The sequence below is a fragment of the Nocardia otitidiscaviarum genome (assembly GCF_007362295.1).
In the GTDB taxonomy this organism is placed as follows: domain Bacteria; phylum Actinomycetota; class Actinomycetes; order Mycobacteriales; family Mycobacteriaceae; genus Nocardia; species Nocardia otitidiscaviarum.
In genome coordinates this window covers 4,862,815-4,881,049 of sequence record NZ_CP041695.1, presented here as the reverse complement: position 1 = coordinate 4,881,049, position 18,235 = coordinate 4,862,815, and the positions used below count along the sequence as shown (strand labels likewise).

Sequence of the window (18,235 nt, the reverse complement as noted above, 5' to 3'; positions counted from 1 at the left end):
GGCTGTGGCGACTGCGCCGAATCTGCTTCGGCGGCCAGCCCACGTTACTCCGGCGTTACCGCCCCGCCGCGCCCACCGGTCGTCTCGGCGTCCGCGGCGTCCGTGGTCTCGTCCCCGTCCTCCGGTTCCACGAACGGGTCCGGAATGCGGCCGCCGGACGCCTCCACCAGATCGCGCAGCCGGTCGTAGCCGACCGCGGGCAGCTTCACCTCGGAGTCATCGGCGAGGTGCAGCCGCAGGTAGCCGCGCTGGGGGATGCTCAGACCCCGGACCTGATCCCAGTCGATGTGACGCTGGCCGCGCACGGTGCGCAGGTCGAGTCCGTCCGGGGAGATCTTGGTTCGAGTGCGCTCCACCCACACCGCCAGCGCCAGCGGAATCGCGAACAGGATCCACAGCACCTGGGGCCAGCCCGCGAACGGGAACAGCGCGCCCAGCGCCACCACGAACACCGCGAGATGGGCCAGGCGCGGTATCGCGATCACCCGCACGCCGGGATCCGCCAACTCGCCGCGGGTGGCGCGCACGAAGGTGCGGATGCGCCCGAAGTCCACTCCGGGCAGCGGGATCTCACTCCCGTCGGCGAGGGTGGCGTACACGCGATTGAATCCCGGAATGCGGACGCCGGAGATTTGCTGCCACGGCACCCGGCGGGTCCGGAAGAGCCCGCGCACCTCCAACCCGTTCCCGCTGACCACGGTTTGCAGCCGCGTCAACCAGAGCGGGAAGGTGACCACGAGGGGCACGATGGCGACGGCCGGGATCCACAGCCAGTCGGTGCGGAACCGGATGCTCGGGTAGCCACCCGTGTCCGATCCCGCGGCGGGCGTATGGGACGATCGACCTGGTGGCACGGACTGATGCGGTGATGACACACCCCCATCCTCGCATTGTGGTGATTGAACCCGAACAACCGCTCTGTCTCACATAATGGGACACCATTGGTCAGAAGTTTGACTGAACGGACCACGCGCACTTACCGTCGTGCGCGTGAAACGAATCGAGTTGCTCGTAATCGGCCGGCGCGTCCAGCGCTGAGCCGACGATGTAGCTCCCATACGTCAGCTCGCAGCTGCGACGCGCCACCCTCGAACAGCCATAGGCTGTCGGGGGCTTTTTTGTGTTCAGGCAAGTGTGGTTACGACAAGCAGTAAGGAACCAAGACGGTGAGCGCACCTACCGCCCGGCCCGGGCCCTCGGCCCGCAGGCCCGCGCCCTCGGCTAATCAGCCGACCGCGGCTACGGCCGCAACATCGAATCGCCGCCAGGTCCCGCCCGAGCGGGTCACCGGCGCGCAGTCGGTCGTCCGATCGCTCGAGGAGCTCGGCGCGGACACGGTATTCGGTATTCCGGGCGGTGCGATCCTTCCCGTCTACGACCCGCTGTTCGACAGCACCAAGGTCCGCCACGTCCTGGTCCGGCACGAGCAGGGCGCGGGTCACGCCGCCACCGGCTACGCGCAGGCCACCGGCAAGGTCGGTGTGTGTATGGCCACATCCGGTCCGGGCGCGACCAATCTGGTCACCCCGATCGCCGACGCCCAGATGGACTCGGTGCCGCTGGTCGCCATCACCGGCCAGGTCGGCCGCGGCCTGATCGGCACCGACGCCTTCCAGGAAGCCGATATCTCCGGCATCACCATGCCGGTCACCAAGCACAACTTCCTGGTCACCGATCCCATCGACATCCCGCGCATCATCGCCGAGGCGTTCCACCTGGCCTCCAGCGGCCGCCCCGGCGCGGTGCTGGTGGACATCCCCAAGGACGTGCTGCAGGCGCAGACCACCTTCAGCTGGCCGCCGGAGATGCGGCTGCCCGGCTACCGTCCGGTCACCAAGCCGCACGGCAAGCAGGTGCGCGAGGCCGCCCGCATGATCATGGAGGCCAAGGCCCCCGTGCTCTACGTCGGCGGCGGCGTGATCAAGGCCGAGGCGTCGGCCGAGCTGCTGGAACTGGCCGAGCTGACCGGCATCCCGGTGGTCACCACCCTGATGGCGCGCGGCGCGTTCCCCGACTCGCACCAGCTCAACATGGGCATGCCGGGTATGCACGGCACCGTCGGCGCGGTGGCGGCGCTGCAGCGCTCCGACCTGCTCGTCACCCTGGGCGCGCGCTTCGACGACCGCGTCACCGGCCAGCTGGACTCCTTCGCGCCCGGCGCCAAGGTCATCCACGCCGACATCGACCCGGCCGAGATCGGCAAGAACCGCCACGCGGACGTGCCGATCGTGGGCGACTGCCGCGAGGTCATCACCGAACTCATCGACACCCTGAAGGCCGATCCCGCCGCGAGCGCGAACCCGCTGCTGGACCTGTCGGACTGGTGGACCTACCTGGACGGCGTGCGCAAGCAGTACCCGCTGGGCTGGACCCCGCCCAGCGACGGCTCGCTGTCGCCGGAGTACGTCATCGAGAAGCTGGGCGCACTCGCCGGACCGGACGCCATCTACTGCGCGGGCGTCGGCCAGCACCAGATGTGGGCCGCCCAGTTCATCAAGTACGAGAAGCCGCGCACCTGGCTGAACTCCGGCGGCCTGGGCACCATGGGCTACGCCGTGCCCGCCGCCATGGGCGCGAAGATGGGCGCACCCGACCGCGAGGTGTGGGCCATCGACGGTGACGGCTGCTTCCAGATGACCAATCAGGAACTGGCCACCTGCGCCGTGGAGGGCGTGCCGATCAAGGTCGCGCTCATCAACAACGGCAACCTGGGCATGGTCCGGCAGTGGCAGACCCTGTTCTACGAACAGCGCTACTCCAACACCGACCTGGGCACCCACACCCTGCGCATCCCCGACTTCGTGAAGCTGGCGGAAGCGTTGGGCTGCTACGGCATTCGCGTGGAGCGGGAAGAGGACGTGGAGGCCGCCATCCGCGAGGCGCAGTCCATCAACGACCGCCCCGTGGTGATCGACTTCATCGTCGGCAAGGACGCCCAGGTGTGGCCGATGGTGGCCGCCGGCACGTCCAATGACGAGATCATGGCCGCCCGCGGCATCCGCCCGCTGTTCGACGACGACGAATCCGCCGCCGAGCCCGCGGTCATCCACGAGGCCATGTCGCACGAGAAGGCCACGCTCGCGGCGCATGAGCGGGCGAAGAAGGAGACCGAGCGATGACCACCACCACCCACACCCTCTCCGTGCTGGTGGAGGACAAGCCGGGCGTGCTCGCGCGCGTGGCGAGTCTGTTCTCGCGCCGCGGCTTCAATATCCAGTCGCTCGCGGTCGGCGGGACCGAGATCCCCGAGATCTCGCGCATGACAATCGTTGTGACGGTGGAGGATCTGCCGCTCGAGCAGGTCACCAAGCAGCTCAACAAGCTGGTCAACGTCATCAAGATCGTTGAGCAGGATCAGGAGAGTTCGGTCGCCCGCGAACTCATCCTGGTCAAGGTGCGCGCCGACGCCAGCGTGCGCACCCAGGTGATCGAGGCCGTGAACCTGTTCCGCGCCAAGGTGATCGACGTGTCACCGGACGCGCTGACCATCGAGGCCACCGGCACGCGCTCCAAGCTGGACGCGCTGCTGCGCATGATGGAGCCGTACGGCATCCGCGAGATCGTGCAGTCGGGCGTGGTCGCCGTCGGACGTGGACCCAAGTCCATCACGGCGACTCGCTAGAGTGGTCGCCGATCGACGGTCGGCGTTCCGCTTGTCCCCGCCACCGCGGGGCCGATCCTTTGAAATCCACACCGCGCGCCCCCACGCGCACAACGTTTCCCCGCGCAAGCGGGGGTGATCCTGAAGGGAACCAACAGTGGCAGTCGAGATGTTCTACGACGATGACGCGGACCTGTCGATCATCCAGGGCAAGAAGGTCGCGGTCATCGGCTACGGCAGCCAGGGCCACGCCCACTCGCTGAGCCTGCGCGACTCCGGCGTCGACGTCCGCGTCGGCCTCGCCGAGGGCTCGAAGTCGCGTCCGAAGGCCGAGGAGGCCGGTCTGACCGTCGGCACTCCCGCCGAGGTCGCCGCCTGGGCCGACGTCATCATGGTGCTGGCCCCCGACACCGCGCAGGCGTCGATCTTCACCAACGACATCGAGCCCAACCTGAAGGACGGCGACGCGCTGTTCTTCGGCCACGGCCTCAACATCCACTTCGGCCTGATCAAGGCTCCGGCCAACGTCACCGTCGCCATGGTCGCCCCCAAGGGCCCGGGCCACCTGGTGCGCCGCCAGTTCGTCGACGGCAAGGGCGTTCCGGCCCTGATCGCGGTCGACCAGGACCCGACCGGCCAGGGCCAGGCCCTCGCCCTGTCCTACGCCAAGGGCATCGGCGGCACCCGCGCGGGCGTCATCAAGACCACCTTCAAGGAAGAGACCGAGACCGACCTGTTCGGTGAGCAGGCCGTGCTCTGCGGTGGTACCGAGGAACTGGTCAAGACCGGTTTCGAGGTCATGGTCGAGGCCGGCTACGCGCCGGAGATGGCCTACTTCGAGGTGCTGCACGAGCTGAAGCTGATCGTCGACCTCATGTACGAGGGCGGCATCGCGCGCATGAACTACTCGGTCTCCGACACCGCCGAGTTCGGTGGCTACCTGTCGGGTCCGCGGGTCATCGACGCGGGCACCAAGGAGCGCATGAAGGAGATCCTGAAGGACATCCAGGACGGCACCTTCGTCAAGCGCCTGGTCGCCAATGTCGAGGGCGGCAACAAGGAGCTCGAGGGTCTGCGCAAGCAGAACGCCGAGCACCCGATCGAGGTCACCGGCGCCAAGCTGCGCGGCCTGATGAGCTGGGTCGACCGCCCGATCACCGAGACCGCGTAAGGTCTTCGCGACACGGAGAAGGCCCGGCACCCGCTCGCGGGTGCCGGGCCTTCTCGTACCTTCCTAGCTGCTTCCGAACACGCCACGAGGGAGTGCGTGCCGGAAGGGGTTGCGGAAGGGGTCGTGACCGCGGTTCCAGTCGTTGTGATCGCAGTCGCGGTCCCAGCGGTCGTGATCGTGCCAACGGTCGTGATCGTGCCAGCGGCCGTGGTCGTGCGGGTTGTCCCACGGATTACGGTTCTCCCACGGGTACCGGGGATCCCAGGGGTTACGGTCCTGCCAGTGCGGGCGGGAGACCTCGGTGACCTCGGGCTCGAGCGTGACCTCGGCCGCGGCCGGAACAGCAAGCGCGGTAAGGGGAATCGCGGTGATCGCACCGGCCACGGCCAGGCGGGCCAGCTTTCGTCGGGCGGAATCGGATGACGTCGACCTCATGGTCAGACACTGTGCCGCACTTCGGCCCGAAACGGTATGGGGCTACCCCCATTTCGGAGAAGATCAGGGGCGGACTACGTCTCAGGTATGACCCGCCCCCGAGGCCCGGTTCAGTAGTGGGTGCCGCCGTCGATGCGGATCTCGGTGCCGGTGATGAACGCGCCGTCGTCGGAGGCCAGCATGGCGACCACGCCCGCGACGGTGTCGGGGGAGGCGAAGCCCTGGCCGATGCCGGGGATGAGCTTCATGAACAGGCTCAGGTCGGCGTCCTCGGGCAGGCCCGGTCCGCGGCCGTCGGTCATATCGCTGGAGATGGAGCCCGGTGCGACGGCCACCACGCGCAACCCCTGCTTGCTGTACTCGGCCGCCAGCGCGTGGGTCATGGACATGATGCCGCCCTTGGACGCCGCGTACGCCGACATGTAGGGGTGCGCGAAGAACGTCGAGGTGGACGCGAAGTTCACGATCACCTTGTGATCGGAGGCCAGCAGCGTCGGCAGCGCCTCGCGGATCATGAGGAAGGTGCCGGTGAGGTTGGTGGTGATGATCCGGTTCCAGTCCGCGAGGGGCATCTCGTGGGTGTGCGCCGAGCGCAGGATGCCCGCGGCATTGACGAGAACGTCCAGCCCGCCCAGGGTGTCGACGGCCTTGGCGACGCCCGCACGCACCGATTCCTCATCGCCGATATCGACGGTGACGGTGGCGAGCCGGTCCGCGTGCCCGTGGTCGGCGGCCTGCTTGGCGGTCTCGGCGAGTCCGGCCTCGCTGATATCGGCGGCCACGACCTGCCCGCCCTCGCGCAGAATGCGGTGCACGGTGGCCCGGCCGATGCCCGAACCCGCGCCGGTGATCAGGACACGGCGGTCGGTGAAACGCTCCATTGCGGCAACTCCTCTATGATTCTTCGACCCCACCCGCTTGACACGGTACGCCGTACTGGCACAACGTGCCACTATGGCATCCGGTGATTAGGATGGACCTATTCGACCTGGAAGGACGCCCCGTGGCAGCACCCGACCGCCTGACCCTGGCCGAGCGCCGTAAGCAGGAAACCCGCCTGGAGATCGCCCGCACCGCGGCGCGGCTGTTCGCCGAACGCGGCACCGCGGAGGTCACCGCCGAGGAGATCGCCGCCGCCGCCGGGGTCGCCCTGCGGACCTTCTACCGCTACGCGCGCACCAAGGAGGACGCCGTCGAACCCATGCTGGCCACCGGCGCGCAACGCTGGCTGGCCATCATCGCCTCCGGCCCGCGGCGACTACCCAAGCTCAACGAGTTACAGGCGGCGGCCGTGCGGTCGATGACCCTCGAGGACGACGCGGATCTCGAACTCACCCGCGGCCTGCTGCGCGCCATGGACAACGACGCGGCACTGCGCGGCATCTGGCATCGCATCAATATGGAGAGCGAACGCGACCTGACCCGGGTGCTGACCGAATTGGCCGGACCGGACGCGGACCCGCTCCGGGTGCGCCTGCTCGCCGCCGCGGCGGCCGGGGCCATCCGCATCGCCCTCGAGGAATGGGCGCTCGACACCTCGCCGCAGGGGCGCGGCTCGAATCCGGCCTCGCTCGCCGTGCGGTGTATGCGGGCGCTGGCGGGCGGTATCTGACCGTCAGCCGATATGGGCGACGCCGCCCAGCATGGACACGGCTTCGGCGCGCGGATGCGGCCGCCACTCCTCCGGACGCCAGTTGGTCACCGAGGTGATGCCGGGGGCCACCAATTCCAGACCCGTGAAGAAGCGCGAGATCTCCTCGCGCGAGCGTAGGTAGAACGGCACCCGGCTGCGCTTGTTGGCTTCGAGGGTCGCGGGCCGATCCTCCGGAGCCAGGTAGTCGCCGGTGGCGTGGGAGATCACCAGGTAACTGCCGGGGGCGAGCGCCTCGCGCAGCTCCCGCACCAGGTCGTGGGGCTTTTCCTCATCGCCGATGAAATGCAGGATGGCGACCAGGATGAGCGCCACCGGCTGGCTCAGATCGATGGTGTCGAGCAGATCCGGGTGGGTGAGAATGCGCTGCGGCTCCCGGACGTCGGCCTCCAGGTAGGCGGTCTTGCCCTCGGGGGAGCTGTTGAGCAGTTCGTTGGCGTGCACCAGCACGATCGGGTCGTTGTCCACGTATACGATGCGCGATTCGGGCACCACGGTCTGCGCGATCTCGTGCACATTGCCCGCGGTGGGCAGGCCGGTGCCGATGTCCAGGAACTGTCGGATGCCGCGTTCGGCGAGGTGGCCGACGGCGCGGCGCAGGAATTTCCGGTTCTCCAGCGCCGAGATCTGTACCGTCGGGAATGCCTCGGCCACCATCTCGGCGGACTCCCGATCGGCGGGATAATTGGCCGATCCGCCCAGCCAGTAGTCGTACCGGCGGGCCGGATGCGGCTTCGTCACGTCGATCCGGTCCGCTGCCGAGTCCGAGTTCATTACGCCCCCAATGCATCTCGACTAGTGTTCAGTTTCGTCGGCTCAATACGAACCGCTGGCGATCCTAGCGACGCTACGCCCCGGAAGGTCTACTCGTGCAGTTGCAGTACAGCCCCTACGATTTCGCGGTCCACAGTGATCCTTACCCGTACTATGCCGCCTTGCGCGAGCAGGCCCCCGTCTACCGCAATGAGGTGGACGATTTCTGGGCGCTGTCCCGGCACGCCGACGTGCTCGCCGCCCTGCGCGACTCCGACCGTTTCTCCAGCGTGAACGGTATCCGCATGGAGCCGGCCTTCTGGGGACCGCAGGCCGAACGGTTCTTCTCCTTCGTGGCCATGGACCCACCCAAGCACACCCGGCTGCGCGGGCTGGTCACCAGCGCCTTCACCCAGCGCCGCGTGCAGGGGCTGGAGCCCCGGCTGCGGGAGATCACCCGCTCCCTGCTGACACCGCTGGTGGAGGGTGGATCCTTCGACCTCATGGCCGACTTCGCCGGGCCGTACCCGACCGAGGTGATCTCCGAACTCGTCGGCGTGCCGCAGTCCGACCGCGATATGGTGCGCAAACTCGGTATGGAGATCATGTACACCGAGGAGGAGTCCACCGATCTGCGCCCCGAGGCCATGCAGGCCATCGGCGCGCTCGTCGCCTACTACACCGACCTCACCATCGAACGGGCCCGCCACCGCACCGACGACCTGCTCTCCGGCCTGCTGGACGCCGCCGACGGTGACGACCGGCTCACCCCGGAGGAGATCGTCGGCGTGCTGATCCTGTTGATCGGCGCGGGCATCGAGACCACCATGCTGACCCTCGGCAATATCTGGCACGCCGGCTGGCTGCACCCCGACCAGCGCCGCACCGCCCTGGCCGGCGGCATCGACGCCTGGATCGCCGAATCCATGCGCTGGGATCCGGCCACCCAGGTTCACCTACGCACCACCACGGCCCCCGTGGACCTACACGGCGTGACCATCCCCGCCGACGCCCGCATCCTGCTCCTCACCGGCTCCGCCAACCGCGACCCGGCGGTCTTCCCCGCCGCCGACCGCTTCGACCTGGGCCGCGACACCAGCGCCTCCCTGGTCTTCGGCAGCGGCCGCCACCACTGCCTGGGCTCCAATCTCGCGGTCCTCGAACTGCGCACCGCCCTCCAGGAATTCGCCGCCGCGATCGCCGATTACGACATCGACGCCGAGAAGACGCGCCGCATCCACTCGTCCAACAACCGCGGCTTCGCATGTCTGCCCACGGTCGTCACGCCCCGCTGACCGACACCTCGAGCACCTCCGCGTTTCGTACGCCGTCCGCTCTCGCGTCGCCGTTAAGGTAACGACCGGTCGCTCAGCGACTTTTCGGCAACCGCACCGTTGGCGTCGATTCGCGGAGGTCTTCCCGTTGCGTCGGATCTGGCTCAGTATCCTGCTGTCCCTCACCGCATTGCTGGCCATCCCGGGGACCGCGGCGGCGCACGCCGAGCAACTCCCCGTGCACTACTCCATCCCCGTTCTGCTCGCCGACATGACCGGCGCGAAAGCCCCCTTCGACCCACCCGGCGCGAACGACTGGACCTGCACGCCCAGCGCCGAGCACCCCGAACCGATCGTGCTCGTCCACGGCGTCCTCGGTAACGGCGCGGGCTGGCCCGCCATGTCCCCGCTCCTGCACAACCACGGCTTCTGCGTCTTCTCCGTCACCTACGGCAGGTACCCCGACCAGCCCGCCGCCCTCGCCGGAGTGGGCGGCCTGGCCCCGATCCCCGATTCCAGCAGGGAACTCCGCGATTTCGTCACCCGCGTCCGGGCCACCACCGGAGCCGACAGGGTCAATCTCCTCGCCTGGTCCGAAGGCACCCTGGTAGCCGCCCACTACCTGCTGTTCGAGGGCGGCTCCCAGGCGGTCGACCAGATCTTCAACCTCGCCCCCATCTACGCGGGCACCCACGCCGCCGACCCGATGGTCAACACCGCCTACGGCCTGAACGCCCAAGATCCGGTCTTCGCCGCCCTCCGCCCCACCTGCCAAGGCTGCGTGGACATGCTCCCCATCTCGGATTTCATCCTCGACCTCCAAGCCGCCGGGGTCTACGCCTCGGAGGTTCACTACACCAACCTCCTCACCCGAGCCGACACCGAGGTCATCCCATACACCAGCGGATATCGCGAGGCACCGAACGCCACGAACATCCTGCTCCAGGACGTGTGCCCGGTGAACCTGGCGGGCCACAACGCCATCTCCGTCGACCCGACCGTGGCGGCGTTGATGCTGAACACCTTCGCACCCGGCACGGTGAACGAGATTCCCTGTGCGCCAAGCCCGTACCCAGCCATGTGAGTACCGCAGGTTCACGACCGCGCAGGATGCGATTGCACATCGGCCGACTCGACCAGCCATTCCGCACGGGCGAGGAGTTCGTCGAAGGTCAGAATCTCCGGCTGGACGAGTTCCCGTCGAAACAGTTCGAACGAGCGAATCTTGTCCCGGTGGTACCCGCCGCCTTCGCCGCGCAGACTCTCCAGGCTGCCGATGATCAGATACGACCGTGGACGTAGGAGATAGGTGAACTCGCCGGGAATGTCGCTGCCGTCGGGAGCGGTTTCCTGAAGCCGCTCGCCGATATGGGTCACGGCGCGATGAACGGTGCCCTGTGCTTGGACGACGCCGCCCGACAATTCGAAGGACGGTGCCCAGCAGCCGGCGCGGTAAGGCTCCTGCACCAACTCGAGCAGCTCCTTCCGGTGCGTCTTGATCTCGGCGAAGACCATCGAAGGGATACGGCTGACGGTACGCAACAGCGCGTCGGTGCGTTTACCGACCGTCGCCACCGAGTGCCCGACCACAACCTGCTCCAACTTGGCGCTGTCCCAGGATGTCAGGAGTTGCCCGGACAAGGAGACACCGAAAATCCACGGGTTCCTTTCGAAAAGGTCCTGCCAGACCGCTTCACCACCCTGTTTCGGAAACTTGGTTCTCTCGGCGTCGAAGTAGTCGTCGTCTTCCAACAGCCGTCGGAACCGCATGACCTGCTCCCGGCGATGCGCCATGGCGATGACATCGTTCGCTGCTCGGTCGTCACTGATGAACTGCCGGAAGATCGCGGGATTCCGTTTGTAGACGGCCGCGAGGAGGGCTGTGTCGACCGTGGCCGTTCCGTCCTGGAAAGCCAGATCAACGTCGATCCTCGTCCCCAGCACGTCATCCCCGAATGAGTCGTGCAATAGCTTGACGAGCTGGGCCGCCGTCTCGGTGTCCAGTTGGAGCGACTGACTGCTCTTGGGATGCGATTCCCGATCCTTGGACCCGAGCGTCGTCAGATGCAAGATCGTCGCCCCATCGCCATCGGCGATCACCTGATGCTCGCAGATCACCCCCTTGTCAACGCTGTGTGTCGTAATCCGCTGCGTGTTGGGCTGGAATCCGAGAATGCGCGCCACCTCCTGATTCTCCGGAGGAGACCATGTGATCGTCAACGAATCGGTGGCGGGCCGGTCGTCGGACCGCGCGCAGTCGCGCGATACCTTCCCCTGGACCGAGCCAGCCTCATACGCGGCCGATATATCGTTCACCAGGTACGTTGGCGTAGATGTGAAGCAAAGCCGCGCGTGCTGCCGGAGAGGCGAGAGCGAGGTTGACATCCCGTGTCCGCATCCATTCCGCCCATGTCCATCCGGCACCGGCATCGACGGGGAACAGCGTTGCAGGCACCTCCATGCCATCTACGAAGATGCTGACGTCGGTGGGACCGTCAGGATCGCGGACGACCACGGCCTCGACACGGGCGGCCGTACTGGATCCATCGGACATGGATGGTCGTCCGCGATGTCGGCGGGATCGACTCGCGGGCAGACTGTTTCGATCGATAATGTCCTCGACGAGTTGCCCTGCCGAATCGGAATCGGCAGGTTCGATACCGTCGAAGATCACATCGAGGATGTCCGCGCGATCGAGGGTCGTGGGATGGGAATGGGTGGCGCGGGCGCTGACGATGACCGCGTGCAGGATCGTGGCGTATATCCGCATGCGGGAAACGGTCAGGTGCCAGCCGCAGCGTTCGCGTTCTCGTAGTTTGGCCTCGACGGTATCCAGGACATCCTGGATGACCTGGAGTTCGAGCTGGTCGCGCTCGTCGGGGGACATAGCTACCGACCTCCCTGTCGTTGCGGTGGGACCCAGCACACCATCTCTGGCCAGCGGCTGCCATCGAAAGTGAAGCTTCAGATTGTTTCGCTTCAAAACGCCAGAGCGGGCTTCGAATCTGCGGTACACATAGCTTCAGATACCGGCGTCGTCAGCTTCACTTCTGGAGAGCACCACATGAGCGACACAGCCAGCCAGTCCTCAACTCTGCCCCGGCGCCAGCTCGGCCGATTCCTACGAGAGGCCCGCGAAGCGCTCGGGCTAACGCAGAAAGTTGCCGCCGAAATGGTTGAACTGAGCGAACCCGGGCTGCAGCGCATCGAGGCGGGGCGGGTGAAGAAGGTTCGCATCCGAGATGTGCGGGCCCTCTGCGAGATCTACGAAATCAGTCCTGAGAACACGCAGCGGGCGGTGGAACTGGCCGAGCAGGCGAAGGTGACAAGCTGGTACCACGCATTCGGCGGTCTGTTCAGCGACAGCTTCAATATGTATGTCGGCCTGGAAACTTCAGCGCGACAGCTGGTCACCTACCACGAACACGTCCCGGGGCTATTGCAAACCGCGGACTACGCGCGATCGCTCATCGGGGCCTTCTTCCGGGATGACAGCCGCGAGGACATCGAGCGGCGCGTCGAGCTACGGATGAAGCGACAAGCCATCGTCACCCGAAAATCCCGGCCGCTGAAACTCGATGTGCTCCTGCACGAGTCGGCCCTCTATCGCGTGATCGGTGACCGACGGATCATGGCGGCGCAGCTGCGGCATCTCGCGGAGATCAGCAAGCTGACGAACGTCACGGTACGGATTCACCCATTCTCCGCCGGGTGCACCTGGGGTTTGCTGCACGGTCCGTTCGTCATTCTCGACTTCGGCGTCGATGCTCGAGGTAAGCCGATAGAACCACCGGTGGTGTATCACGAGATCCAGATGAGCAGCGACGTCTACTTGGAAAAGCCCGCCGACGTACGGCGCTACCATGAACTGGCTGCGGCCCTACGGGCCTCTGCTCTCGACGAGGACACCACGCGAGACCTGCTCCGGCGGGCAACAAGGAGTTACGAGCGGTGAACACTGACCTACCCGGTGCGCGTTGGTTCAAGAGCAGTCACAGCGAGAGCAGCGGAGCCTGCGTCGAGGTCGCGTGGCTCGCGGATGGCATGATCGGCATCCGCGACTCCAAGAACGCGACCGGCCCGGCTCTGGTCTTCCCTGCCGACGAATGGGTTGCCTTCACTACGGGGATCACTGTCGGCGAGTACGACCTTCCCTCTTGACGATGGCATCTACGAAAGATGGGTAGCTGAGGGGCAAACCGCGCCATCGCGGTTCGGGCAGGGAGCGTCGTCTCGCACGAGAGTGGGGCTGCGAGCGCGTCAGAAGGGGGGAGGGTCCGTATCCCCACCGCTGCGGCCGATGCCGCACGAGACCGTTGCTACGCGGACAGGCTGGCTGGCGTCGCGGACACGCCTGTTGCGACGGCTAGGTGGGATGTAGACATGCAGCAGTTCGGTCAGTGCGTTGACCACTGGCCCGGGGTCCAATAGCGGTGGGTCGGGTTGTGGGTCAATCGGTTTCACCTGAGTCGCGGGTACCGGGGTGTGGGGGAACAGGAACTTCGCGCCCTCGGGGCGGGTGGTGATCACACCGCCGGTGGGGGTGCGCCACTCGATGCGCCGGTCCCGGTGGTGGGTGACGGTCCAGCCGTTCATGCCATGGTCGGCCAATGTCTTCAAGCGGTGGTGGCGGCGGCAGCGGCAGCCGAGATTCTGCTCCGTGGTGCGGCCACCGGAGGTGGGGGAGCGGTGGTCGAAGGGGAGTTGATGATCGAGATCGGTGGCTGCGGCTGGCGTTTGGCAGCCGGGAACGCGGCAGATCCCGTCCAGTGCTCGTACCCGTGCCGCGAGGCGCTCGCTCGGCCGGTACCGCAACTCCCGCGGGTTTGCCGAGTGCGGTGGGGAGCAGTTGGTGTCGGTGTTCTCGGACGTCGTCGTAAACGGTCCGGCCGATCGTTGCGGCGTATCGAGTTCGCTTGCGGGGCCGGTGGTTTCGGTGATGACCTGGAAGCGGGCGTGGCGGGCGATCTGCCGGGCGAGGTCGGCGTCGATGGCTCCGAATCCGGCCAGCAGCCCGGGGTTGTCCTGCACCCCGAGCAGTGTGGCCGCGCTGACGCCGACCTGTACGAGTGCGCGCCGCGTGTTCGGAACGGTAGCGTTCGGGTTGCGGCGGGGGCAGTCGGACAGGTCGCAGCCGCAGGTGAGTTGTCCGCTGCCGTCGGCGAGCGCGACCAGTGCGTCGGCGCGGCGCTGGTTCATGGTGCGCGGGTCCGCCGCGCAGCACTGGGTGATCGCCATCTCCCGCAGTCGTTCGAACAGGCTCCAGCCTCCGGCGGCGGGGAGGACGCCGTCGAGTAGCGCGGTGCCGTCGTCCGCGGCGCGCACCGCGACGTACCGTTCCCGCTCGGCCTCCTGGCGGCGGCGGGTCTGTCCGGCCGGGTCGATCTCGAGCAGCTTCTTGCGGATCGTTTGCCGCAAGCGGGCGGGGTCGCAGCGTTCGGCTCGTGCGACGACCAGATCTTCCAGTTCGGTCACCGTTTCGTCCGGTGCGTTGACCAGCGTGTCGTGGATGGCGCGTGCCCGTGCCAGGTCGATGCGGCCCTCCGCGAAGGCGCGCTGCGTCCGCGGCAGCCGCGTCAATCCCATACCGAGGGCGATCAATCCGTCGGCGGTGCGTTGCGAGACCCGCACCGCCACACCGATTTCGGTGGCCGCCGATTCCCCCGCATACCGCGCCGCGACCCCGGCCTCGAGCTGCTGCGCGCGGCGCAGTCGATACAGCCGCGTCATCAGAGCGACTTCCTCGGCTTGGGCGGCGGCGATCTGCGTATGGACCGCTTGCAGCCGCTCCACCAACTCGTAGCTGGTGAGCTCGACCTCGGCGGTATCGCTCATGTGTTCGAATCTACCCGGCTACATTGCGACACGAAACCCCAGCTCACGCGACATGCCGTAGCAATCGAACGAAGATCCGTACGACGCACTCCTGATGTTCTGGCGAAGACATATCGGCCAGTACGGAATGGCTATGTGCGTTCTTCGATGACTTTCGGAGTCCCGTATCCCGTGCGCCGGATCACGTCCGCGACCGCCGTCTGTTCCTCGGCGGTGAGGGCGCGTGGCGTGCCGATCGTCGCCGCGTCCACGTAGAGGGTGCAGGCCCACTCCAAGAGGAGGGCGTACTCGACCGCCTGATCCAGCGTCGGTGCGTGGGTGACCGCACCGTGATTGGCGAGCAGGGCCGCGAATCTGCCGGGGAGGGCTGCGCGGACGGCGTCGGCGAGTTCGGGAGTGCCGAACGGGTGGAAGGGGACTACCGGGGTGGGGCCGCCCAGCGGCAGTTGCTGGTAGTGGAGGACGGGGAGTTCGGAGAGGACCAGGCCGACGGCGGTGGATTTGGGGGCGTGGGTGTGGACGATCGCGCCGGCGTCGAAGTCGTGGTAGATGCCCAGGTGGAGGTGGAGTTCGGAGGTGGGGGCGAAGGCTCCGGAGACTACGGTGCCGTGCGGGTCGACGATGGTGATCTGGTCGGGGGTGATGTCGGCGAGGACGGTGCCGGTGGCGGTGATGGCGATGAGGTCGTCGACGCGCATGCTCACATTGCCCGCGGTGCCGATCAGGAGTCCGGCTTCGGCGAGGCGGCGGGCGGCCGCGGCGACCTGGGTGCGGGCGTCGTGGGCGGGGGAGGACACGGCGTCAACGTACTGGTGCGGCCGACACGGGAATCAATCGCGCGGTAGGCCCACGGCGAAACCCAGTCCGATGATGATGACGGCGACGATGGAAATGGCGACGATACTCCACATAGCCGTGCAGGCTACGTGCTCGGCGGTCGGTATGTGACCGAATTGCTGTGCGGGGATGGATTATTTGAAAGTCATTCGCGCGCAGGAAACATAGTCGTCGGGGTCGACCAGCATGCGTACTTCGGGGCGGGTGGCCTCCGGCAGTTTCGCCAGTTCCGCGTGCAGCGGAGTACGGAACGCCTCGCCGCGCGCGGTGATGAGCGGAAGCCAGTTGTCGTGGTGGTTCGGCACGAAGATCGTGGGTCGCAACGCCTCCACGTAGCTGCGGGGATCGCGCAGGCCGTTGGTGAACTGGTTGAAGCCCTGGATCGCGCCGATGTGCACGTCCGAGGCGGGCAGGGCGCGCAGGATCTCGAGCACCTCGGGCGCGCGGTCCAGCAGCGGGCCGGACGAATCGTGCCAGGTGAGCGTGAAATCGGCGCTGCGGAACTGGTACAGCAGGGTGCCGCCCTCCGGTGCGGAGAGATGGCGGACCAGGTGGGTGGCATCGGCCAGGGTCGGACGGTGGGTGCGGATATCGCCGAGGCACGGGGCGGGGGAGACGCGGGCCGAGGAGGTCGGGCCACGGCGGGTGGGTGCGGAGTGCAGGTGGCGCACGGCGGTCACCTCCAATCCGGGCAGCAGCGGGAAATCGTAGCGGTCACCCGGCCCGGAGTCGGCGGAACCCAATTCCACACAGGCGAATTCAGCCTTGAACGCGACCTGCTTGCGAATGGCCGCGCAGTGTTCGGCCGTGCCGTACACCGTCGCACCGCTGGCCTGCGCGATCGGACCGGCATCGGCCGCGTGATCGAAATGTCCGTGGCCGATGAAGATGGCCTCCGGGCGCAGCGCCGCCAGCTGGGCCGGGGTGGTGGGAACATAATGTGAGGTCAGCCCGCGCGGCACCCAGGCGTCGAGCAGAAACACGGTGCCGCCCATGGCGATCGCGAATCCCGAGCAGCCGAACCAGGCCGCCAGCACCCGATCCGGGCTCACCTCACCGGTGGCGGGATCGACCGCCTCGCCGAAGAAATGTCGTCGCGCGGCGACGGTCTCGGCCGGAGTCGGGATGGGCAGGCCGGAATCGGTCAGCCCGGCGAATCGTCCCGCCAGCCTGTTCAGCAGTCGGCTCTTGCTCACCAATGGGACTCCTTCCCCGGAACGGGGTCGCGTCGGCCCCACCATTGTCGCCGCCGCGGTCGGCCGTGTCAGCGGGTCTTCTCGAAGTGGCACCCGGCTCGCCGGTTGTTCGCCGCGAGCTCGCGTGCCACGCTTAGGCGGGCGCGGGTGGGGGCCGTGCCCTTCGAATCCCTGCGATGGTCGAGAAAGAACGGGAATGGCTCGCGGCACGGTGAAGTGGTTCGACAGCTTGAAGGGTTTCGGTTTCATCACCCCCGACGACAGCGGTCCGGACGTCTACGTCGAGTACACCGCCATCGCCGGGGAGGGTTTCCGCTGGCTGGAGGAGGGTCAGCGGGTCGAGTTCGAATGGCGGCGCGCCAAACCCGGCCCGGAGGCCACCCACGTCAGCGCAGCGCCTGACGCCTGAAGAAGTCGGCGGTCAGGGCGCGCGCCCGGCTCCGGTCGTGGCCGCGCTCGTGGGTGAACGCGTCCGCCGCCCGGTCGAATTCGGCCGTGATGAAATCGCTGATGGGAGTGGGCACCGCTCCTGCCCCCATTTCTCGCGTCCGTGACTTCAACTCGGTCAATTCGTGTACCGCACCGGTGAGATCGGCGGGTAGTTCGCATTGTTCGAGCAATGTCGGCAAATGCATGGGCGCGACCGCCGAATTCGGGTGTTCGTGCAGCCAGCGCAATGCCATCGCGGGGCGCAGCGAATAGAACACCTTCTTCAGTGAGCGATTCGAATCGAACAGCCGCCACTGCCGCCTGCCCAGGTGCAGATAATGCATGGCGATCCGGTTCCGATCCGCCACCGCATGCGCCAATTCGCGGAGTTCGTCCCGGAATTCGGCATCGCCGCGATACACGATCGGCGACATCAGCCATTCGACGAGCACCGCATTGCCCGCCACCAGCAGGCGCAGCGCCTTGGCCAGTTCCCAGCCGTTCACGTCGAGCAGGCCGACCAGCGGCGTCTCGATGACATCGCGGCCGCGCCACGGCGTCAGGTAGTCGTCCAGATGGGCGACGTAGACGAACCGGCAGTCGTAGTCGGAGTCGGGCGACGGGAAACCCCATGCCCGGCTGCCGCTTTCGATGGCCAGGCGCACGCCGACCCGGTGGTCGCGCTCGATCCGGTCCAGTTCGCCGTCGATCGTGGCGACCACCGCGGGGTCCATGGAGGCGGGGATCGCGCGCAGGGTCATGGCCGGTGAGGCTAGTCCGGGGCGGTGGCGAGGTGCCACTGGTTTTCGGGGCTTGAAGACTTGTGTCGACTGTGTGTGATAGTTCCGTGATATGAATGCCCGATAGGGGCTATATGACTGCGCCCACACATTGTTACTTTTTGTTGCGCACATCACATAGTCGTAAACCTCGGTAACGGCTCCGAAAATCCGCCCGATATGCTCGGCGTCAGAAGTTCAATTGGGAATTCGCAAGGAGAGGTATCCCATGATCCCCGTTATTATCGACACCGGTTCCGCTGCCCTGAACGGT

General features: G+C 67.0%; 19 protein-coding genes. 9 read left to right on the top strand and 10 right to left on the bottom strand.

The features are described 5' to 3' along the window. Nucleotides 1-44: 44 nt before the first annotated feature. The gene (locus FOH10_RS21875; protein WP_143982133.1) at nt 45-875 is read right to left on the bottom strand and encodes a PH domain-containing protein; all 831 of its coding nucleotides are present in this window, start codon (nt 873-875) and stop codon (nt 45-47) included. A 291-nt stretch (nt 876-1,166) separates the two neighbouring features. Here FOH10_RS21875 and FOH10_RS21870 point away from each other — a divergent pair, with 291 nt between their 5' ends. From FOH10_RS21870 to ilvC, 3 genes are all read left to right on the top strand, one after another. Then, nucleotides 1,167-3,119 (top strand): acetolactate synthase large subunit, encoded by a 1,953-nt coding sequence (locus tag FOH10_RS21870; protein ID WP_143982132.1) that lies wholly within the window; start codon nt 1,167-1,169, stop codon nt 3,117-3,119. Further along, nucleotides 3,116-3,622: an acetolactate synthase small subunit gene (ilvN, locus tag FOH10_RS21865; protein ID WP_029930140.1), complete on the top strand. Its 507-nt coding sequence runs from the start codon at nt 3,116-3,118 to the stop codon at nt 3,620-3,622. Before FOH10_RS21870 ends, ilvN begins: the two co-directional genes overlap by 4 nt. A 148-nt stretch (nt 3,623-3,770) precedes the next feature. Beyond that, nucleotides 3,771-4,772, top strand: a complete 1,002-nt coding sequence (gene ilvC / locus FOH10_RS21860) for a ketol-acid reductoisomerase (RefSeq protein ID WP_029930139.1) — start codon at nt 3,771-3,773, stop codon at nt 4,770-4,772. Between the two features lie 63 nt (nt 4,773-4,835). On the opposite strand, the gene FOH10_RS21855 is transcribed toward ilvC, so the two are convergent. Beyond that, nucleotides 4,836-5,207 (bottom strand): hypothetical protein, encoded by a 372-nt coding sequence (locus tag FOH10_RS21855; protein WP_186000551.1) that lies wholly within the window; start codon nt 5,205-5,207, stop codon nt 4,836-4,838. A gap of 110 nt (nt 5,208-5,317) precedes the next feature. Then, the gene (locus tag FOH10_RS21850) at nt 5,318-6,088 is read right to left on the bottom strand and encodes an SDR family NAD(P)-dependent oxidoreductase (RefSeq protein ID WP_143982131.1); all 771 of its coding nucleotides are present in this window, start codon (nt 6,086-6,088) and stop codon (nt 5,318-5,320) included. Between the two features lie 122 nt (nt 6,089-6,210). Here FOH10_RS21850 and FOH10_RS21845 point away from each other — a divergent pair, with 122 nt between their 5' ends. Beyond that, nucleotides 6,211-6,819 carry a TetR/AcrR family transcriptional regulator gene (locus FOH10_RS21845; protein WP_221937854.1) on the top strand — a complete coding sequence of 203 codons (609 nt, stop codon included), beginning with the start codon at nt 6,211-6,213 and terminating at the stop codon, nt 6,817-6,819. Between the two features lie 3 nt (nt 6,820-6,822). Here FOH10_RS21845 and FOH10_RS21840 read toward each other — a convergent pair whose 3' ends face one another. Beyond that, nucleotides 6,823-7,632, bottom strand: a complete 810-nt coding sequence (locus tag FOH10_RS21840; RefSeq protein WP_143982129.1) for an SAM-dependent methyltransferase — start codon at nt 7,630-7,632, stop codon at nt 6,823-6,825. Between the two features lie 95 nt (nt 7,633-7,727). Here FOH10_RS21840 and FOH10_RS21835 point away from each other — a divergent pair, with 95 nt between their 5' ends. Next, nucleotides 7,728-8,906, top strand: coding sequence for a cytochrome P450 (locus FOH10_RS21835; protein ID WP_143982128.1), 1,179 nt, complete (start codon nt 7,728-7,730; stop codon nt 8,904-8,906). Nucleotides 8,907-9,033: 127 nt separating this feature from the next. Further along, nucleotides 9,034-9,969: an esterase/lipase family protein gene (locus FOH10_RS21830; protein ID WP_143982127.1), complete on the top strand. Its 936-nt coding sequence runs from the start codon at nt 9,034-9,036 to the stop codon at nt 9,967-9,969. Nucleotides 9,970-9,980: 11 nt separating this feature from the next. Here FOH10_RS21830 and FOH10_RS21825 read toward each other — a convergent pair whose 3' ends face one another. Both FOH10_RS21825 and FOH10_RS21820 read right to left on the bottom strand, forming a co-directional pair. Then, nucleotides 9,981-11,069 carry a Shedu immune nuclease family protein gene (locus FOH10_RS21825; protein ID WP_221937853.1) on the bottom strand — a complete coding sequence of 363 codons (1,089 nt, stop codon included), beginning with the start codon at nt 11,067-11,069 and terminating at the stop codon, nt 9,981-9,983. A gap of 106 nt (nt 11,070-11,175) precedes the next feature. Continuing rightward, nucleotides 11,176-11,772 (bottom strand): hypothetical protein, encoded by a 597-nt coding sequence (locus tag FOH10_RS21820; RefSeq protein WP_143982125.1) that lies wholly within the window; start codon nt 11,770-11,772, stop codon nt 11,176-11,178. 177 nt (nt 11,773-11,949) lie between these two features. Here FOH10_RS21820 and FOH10_RS21815 point away from each other — a divergent pair, with 177 nt between their 5' ends. Together FOH10_RS21815 and FOH10_RS21810 are read left to right on the top strand one after the other, a co-directional pair. Beyond that, nucleotides 11,950-12,840 carry a helix-turn-helix domain-containing protein gene (locus tag FOH10_RS21815; protein ID WP_143982124.1) on the top strand — a complete coding sequence of 297 codons (891 nt, stop codon included), beginning with the start codon at nt 11,950-11,952 and terminating at the stop codon, nt 12,838-12,840. Further along, complete coding sequence (locus FOH10_RS21810; RefSeq protein WP_143982123.1) at nt 12,837-13,046, top strand: DUF397 domain-containing protein; 210 nt, start codon at nt 12,837-12,839, stop codon at nt 13,044-13,046. Before FOH10_RS21815 ends, FOH10_RS21810 begins: the two co-directional genes overlap by 4 nt. 99 nt (nt 13,047-13,145) lie before the next feature. Here the strand turns inward: FOH10_RS21810 and FOH10_RS21805 are convergent, their stop codons facing one another. The 3 genes from FOH10_RS21805 to FOH10_RS21795 all read right to left on the bottom strand — a co-directional run bounded on the left by FOH10_RS21805 (nt 13,146) and on the right by FOH10_RS21795 (nt 16,753). Further along, the gene (locus FOH10_RS21805; RefSeq protein ID WP_143982122.1) at nt 13,146-14,720 is read right to left on the bottom strand and encodes an HNH endonuclease signature motif containing protein; all 1,575 of its coding nucleotides are present in this window, start codon (nt 14,718-14,720) and stop codon (nt 13,146-13,148) included. Between the two features lie 131 nt (nt 14,721-14,851). After that, a complete protein-coding gene (locus FOH10_RS21800; RefSeq protein ID WP_143982121.1) occupies nt 14,852-15,517 on the bottom strand; it encodes a class II aldolase/adducin family protein in 666 nt (221 codons plus the stop codon). Between the two features lie 174 nt (nt 15,518-15,691). Beyond that, a complete protein-coding gene (locus FOH10_RS21795; RefSeq protein ID WP_244961317.1) occupies nt 15,692-16,753 on the bottom strand; it encodes an MBL fold metallo-hydrolase in 1,062 nt (353 codons plus the stop codon). Between the two features lie 196 nt (nt 16,754-16,949). Between FOH10_RS21795 and FOH10_RS21790 the strand changes: the two genes are divergently transcribed. Next, nucleotides 16,950-17,162 (top strand): cold-shock protein, encoded by a 213-nt coding sequence (locus tag FOH10_RS21790; protein WP_029930128.1) that lies wholly within the window; start codon nt 16,950-16,952, stop codon nt 17,160-17,162. Here FOH10_RS21790 and FOH10_RS21785 read toward each other — a convergent pair. Beyond that, a complete protein-coding gene (locus FOH10_RS21785) occupies nt 17,140-17,943 on the bottom strand; it encodes a nucleotidyltransferase domain-containing protein (RefSeq protein WP_143982119.1) in 804 nt (267 codons plus the stop codon). The genes FOH10_RS21790 and FOH10_RS21785 overlap by 23 nt on opposite strands. Nucleotides 17,944-18,235: the final 292 nt, after the last annotated feature.

Coding starts and splice junctions, on each gene's coding strand:
- ilvN (WP_029930140.1), top strand. CDS start 3,116: ATGACCACCACCACCCACACCCTCTCCGTGCTGGTGGAGGACAAGCCG.
- ilvC (WP_029930139.1), top strand. CDS start 3,771: ATGTTCTACGACGATGACGCGGACCTGTCGATCATCCAGGGCAAGAAG.
- FOH10_RS21855 (WP_186000551.1), bottom strand. CDS start 5,207: ATGAGGTCGACGTCATCCGATTCCGCCCGACGAAAGCTGGCCCGCCTG.
- FOH10_RS21850 (WP_143982131.1), bottom strand. CDS start 6,088: ATGGAGCGTTTCACCGACCGCCGTGTCCTGATCACCGGCGCGGGTTCG.
- FOH10_RS21840 (WP_143982129.1), bottom strand. CDS start 7,632: ATGAACTCGGACTCGGCAGCGGACCGGATCGACGTGACGAAGCCGCAT.
- FOH10_RS21820 (WP_143982125.1), bottom strand. CDS start 11,772: ATGTCCCCCGACGAGCGCGACCAGCTCGAACTCCAGGTCATCCAGGAT.
- FOH10_RS21815 (WP_143982124.1), top strand. CDS start 11,950: ATGAGCGACACAGCCAGCCAGTCCTCAACTCTGCCCCGGCGCCAGCTC.
- FOH10_RS21805 (WP_143982122.1), bottom strand. CDS start 14,720: ATGAGCGATACCGCCGAGGTCGAGCTCACCAGCTACGAGTTGGTGGAG.
- FOH10_RS21790 (WP_029930128.1), top strand. CDS start 16,950: ATGGCTCGCGGCACGGTGAAGTGGTTCGACAGCTTGAAGGGTTTCGGT.
- FOH10_RS21785 (WP_143982119.1), bottom strand. CDS start 17,943: ATGACCCTGCGCGCGATCCCCGCCTCCATGGACCCCGCGGTGGTCGCC.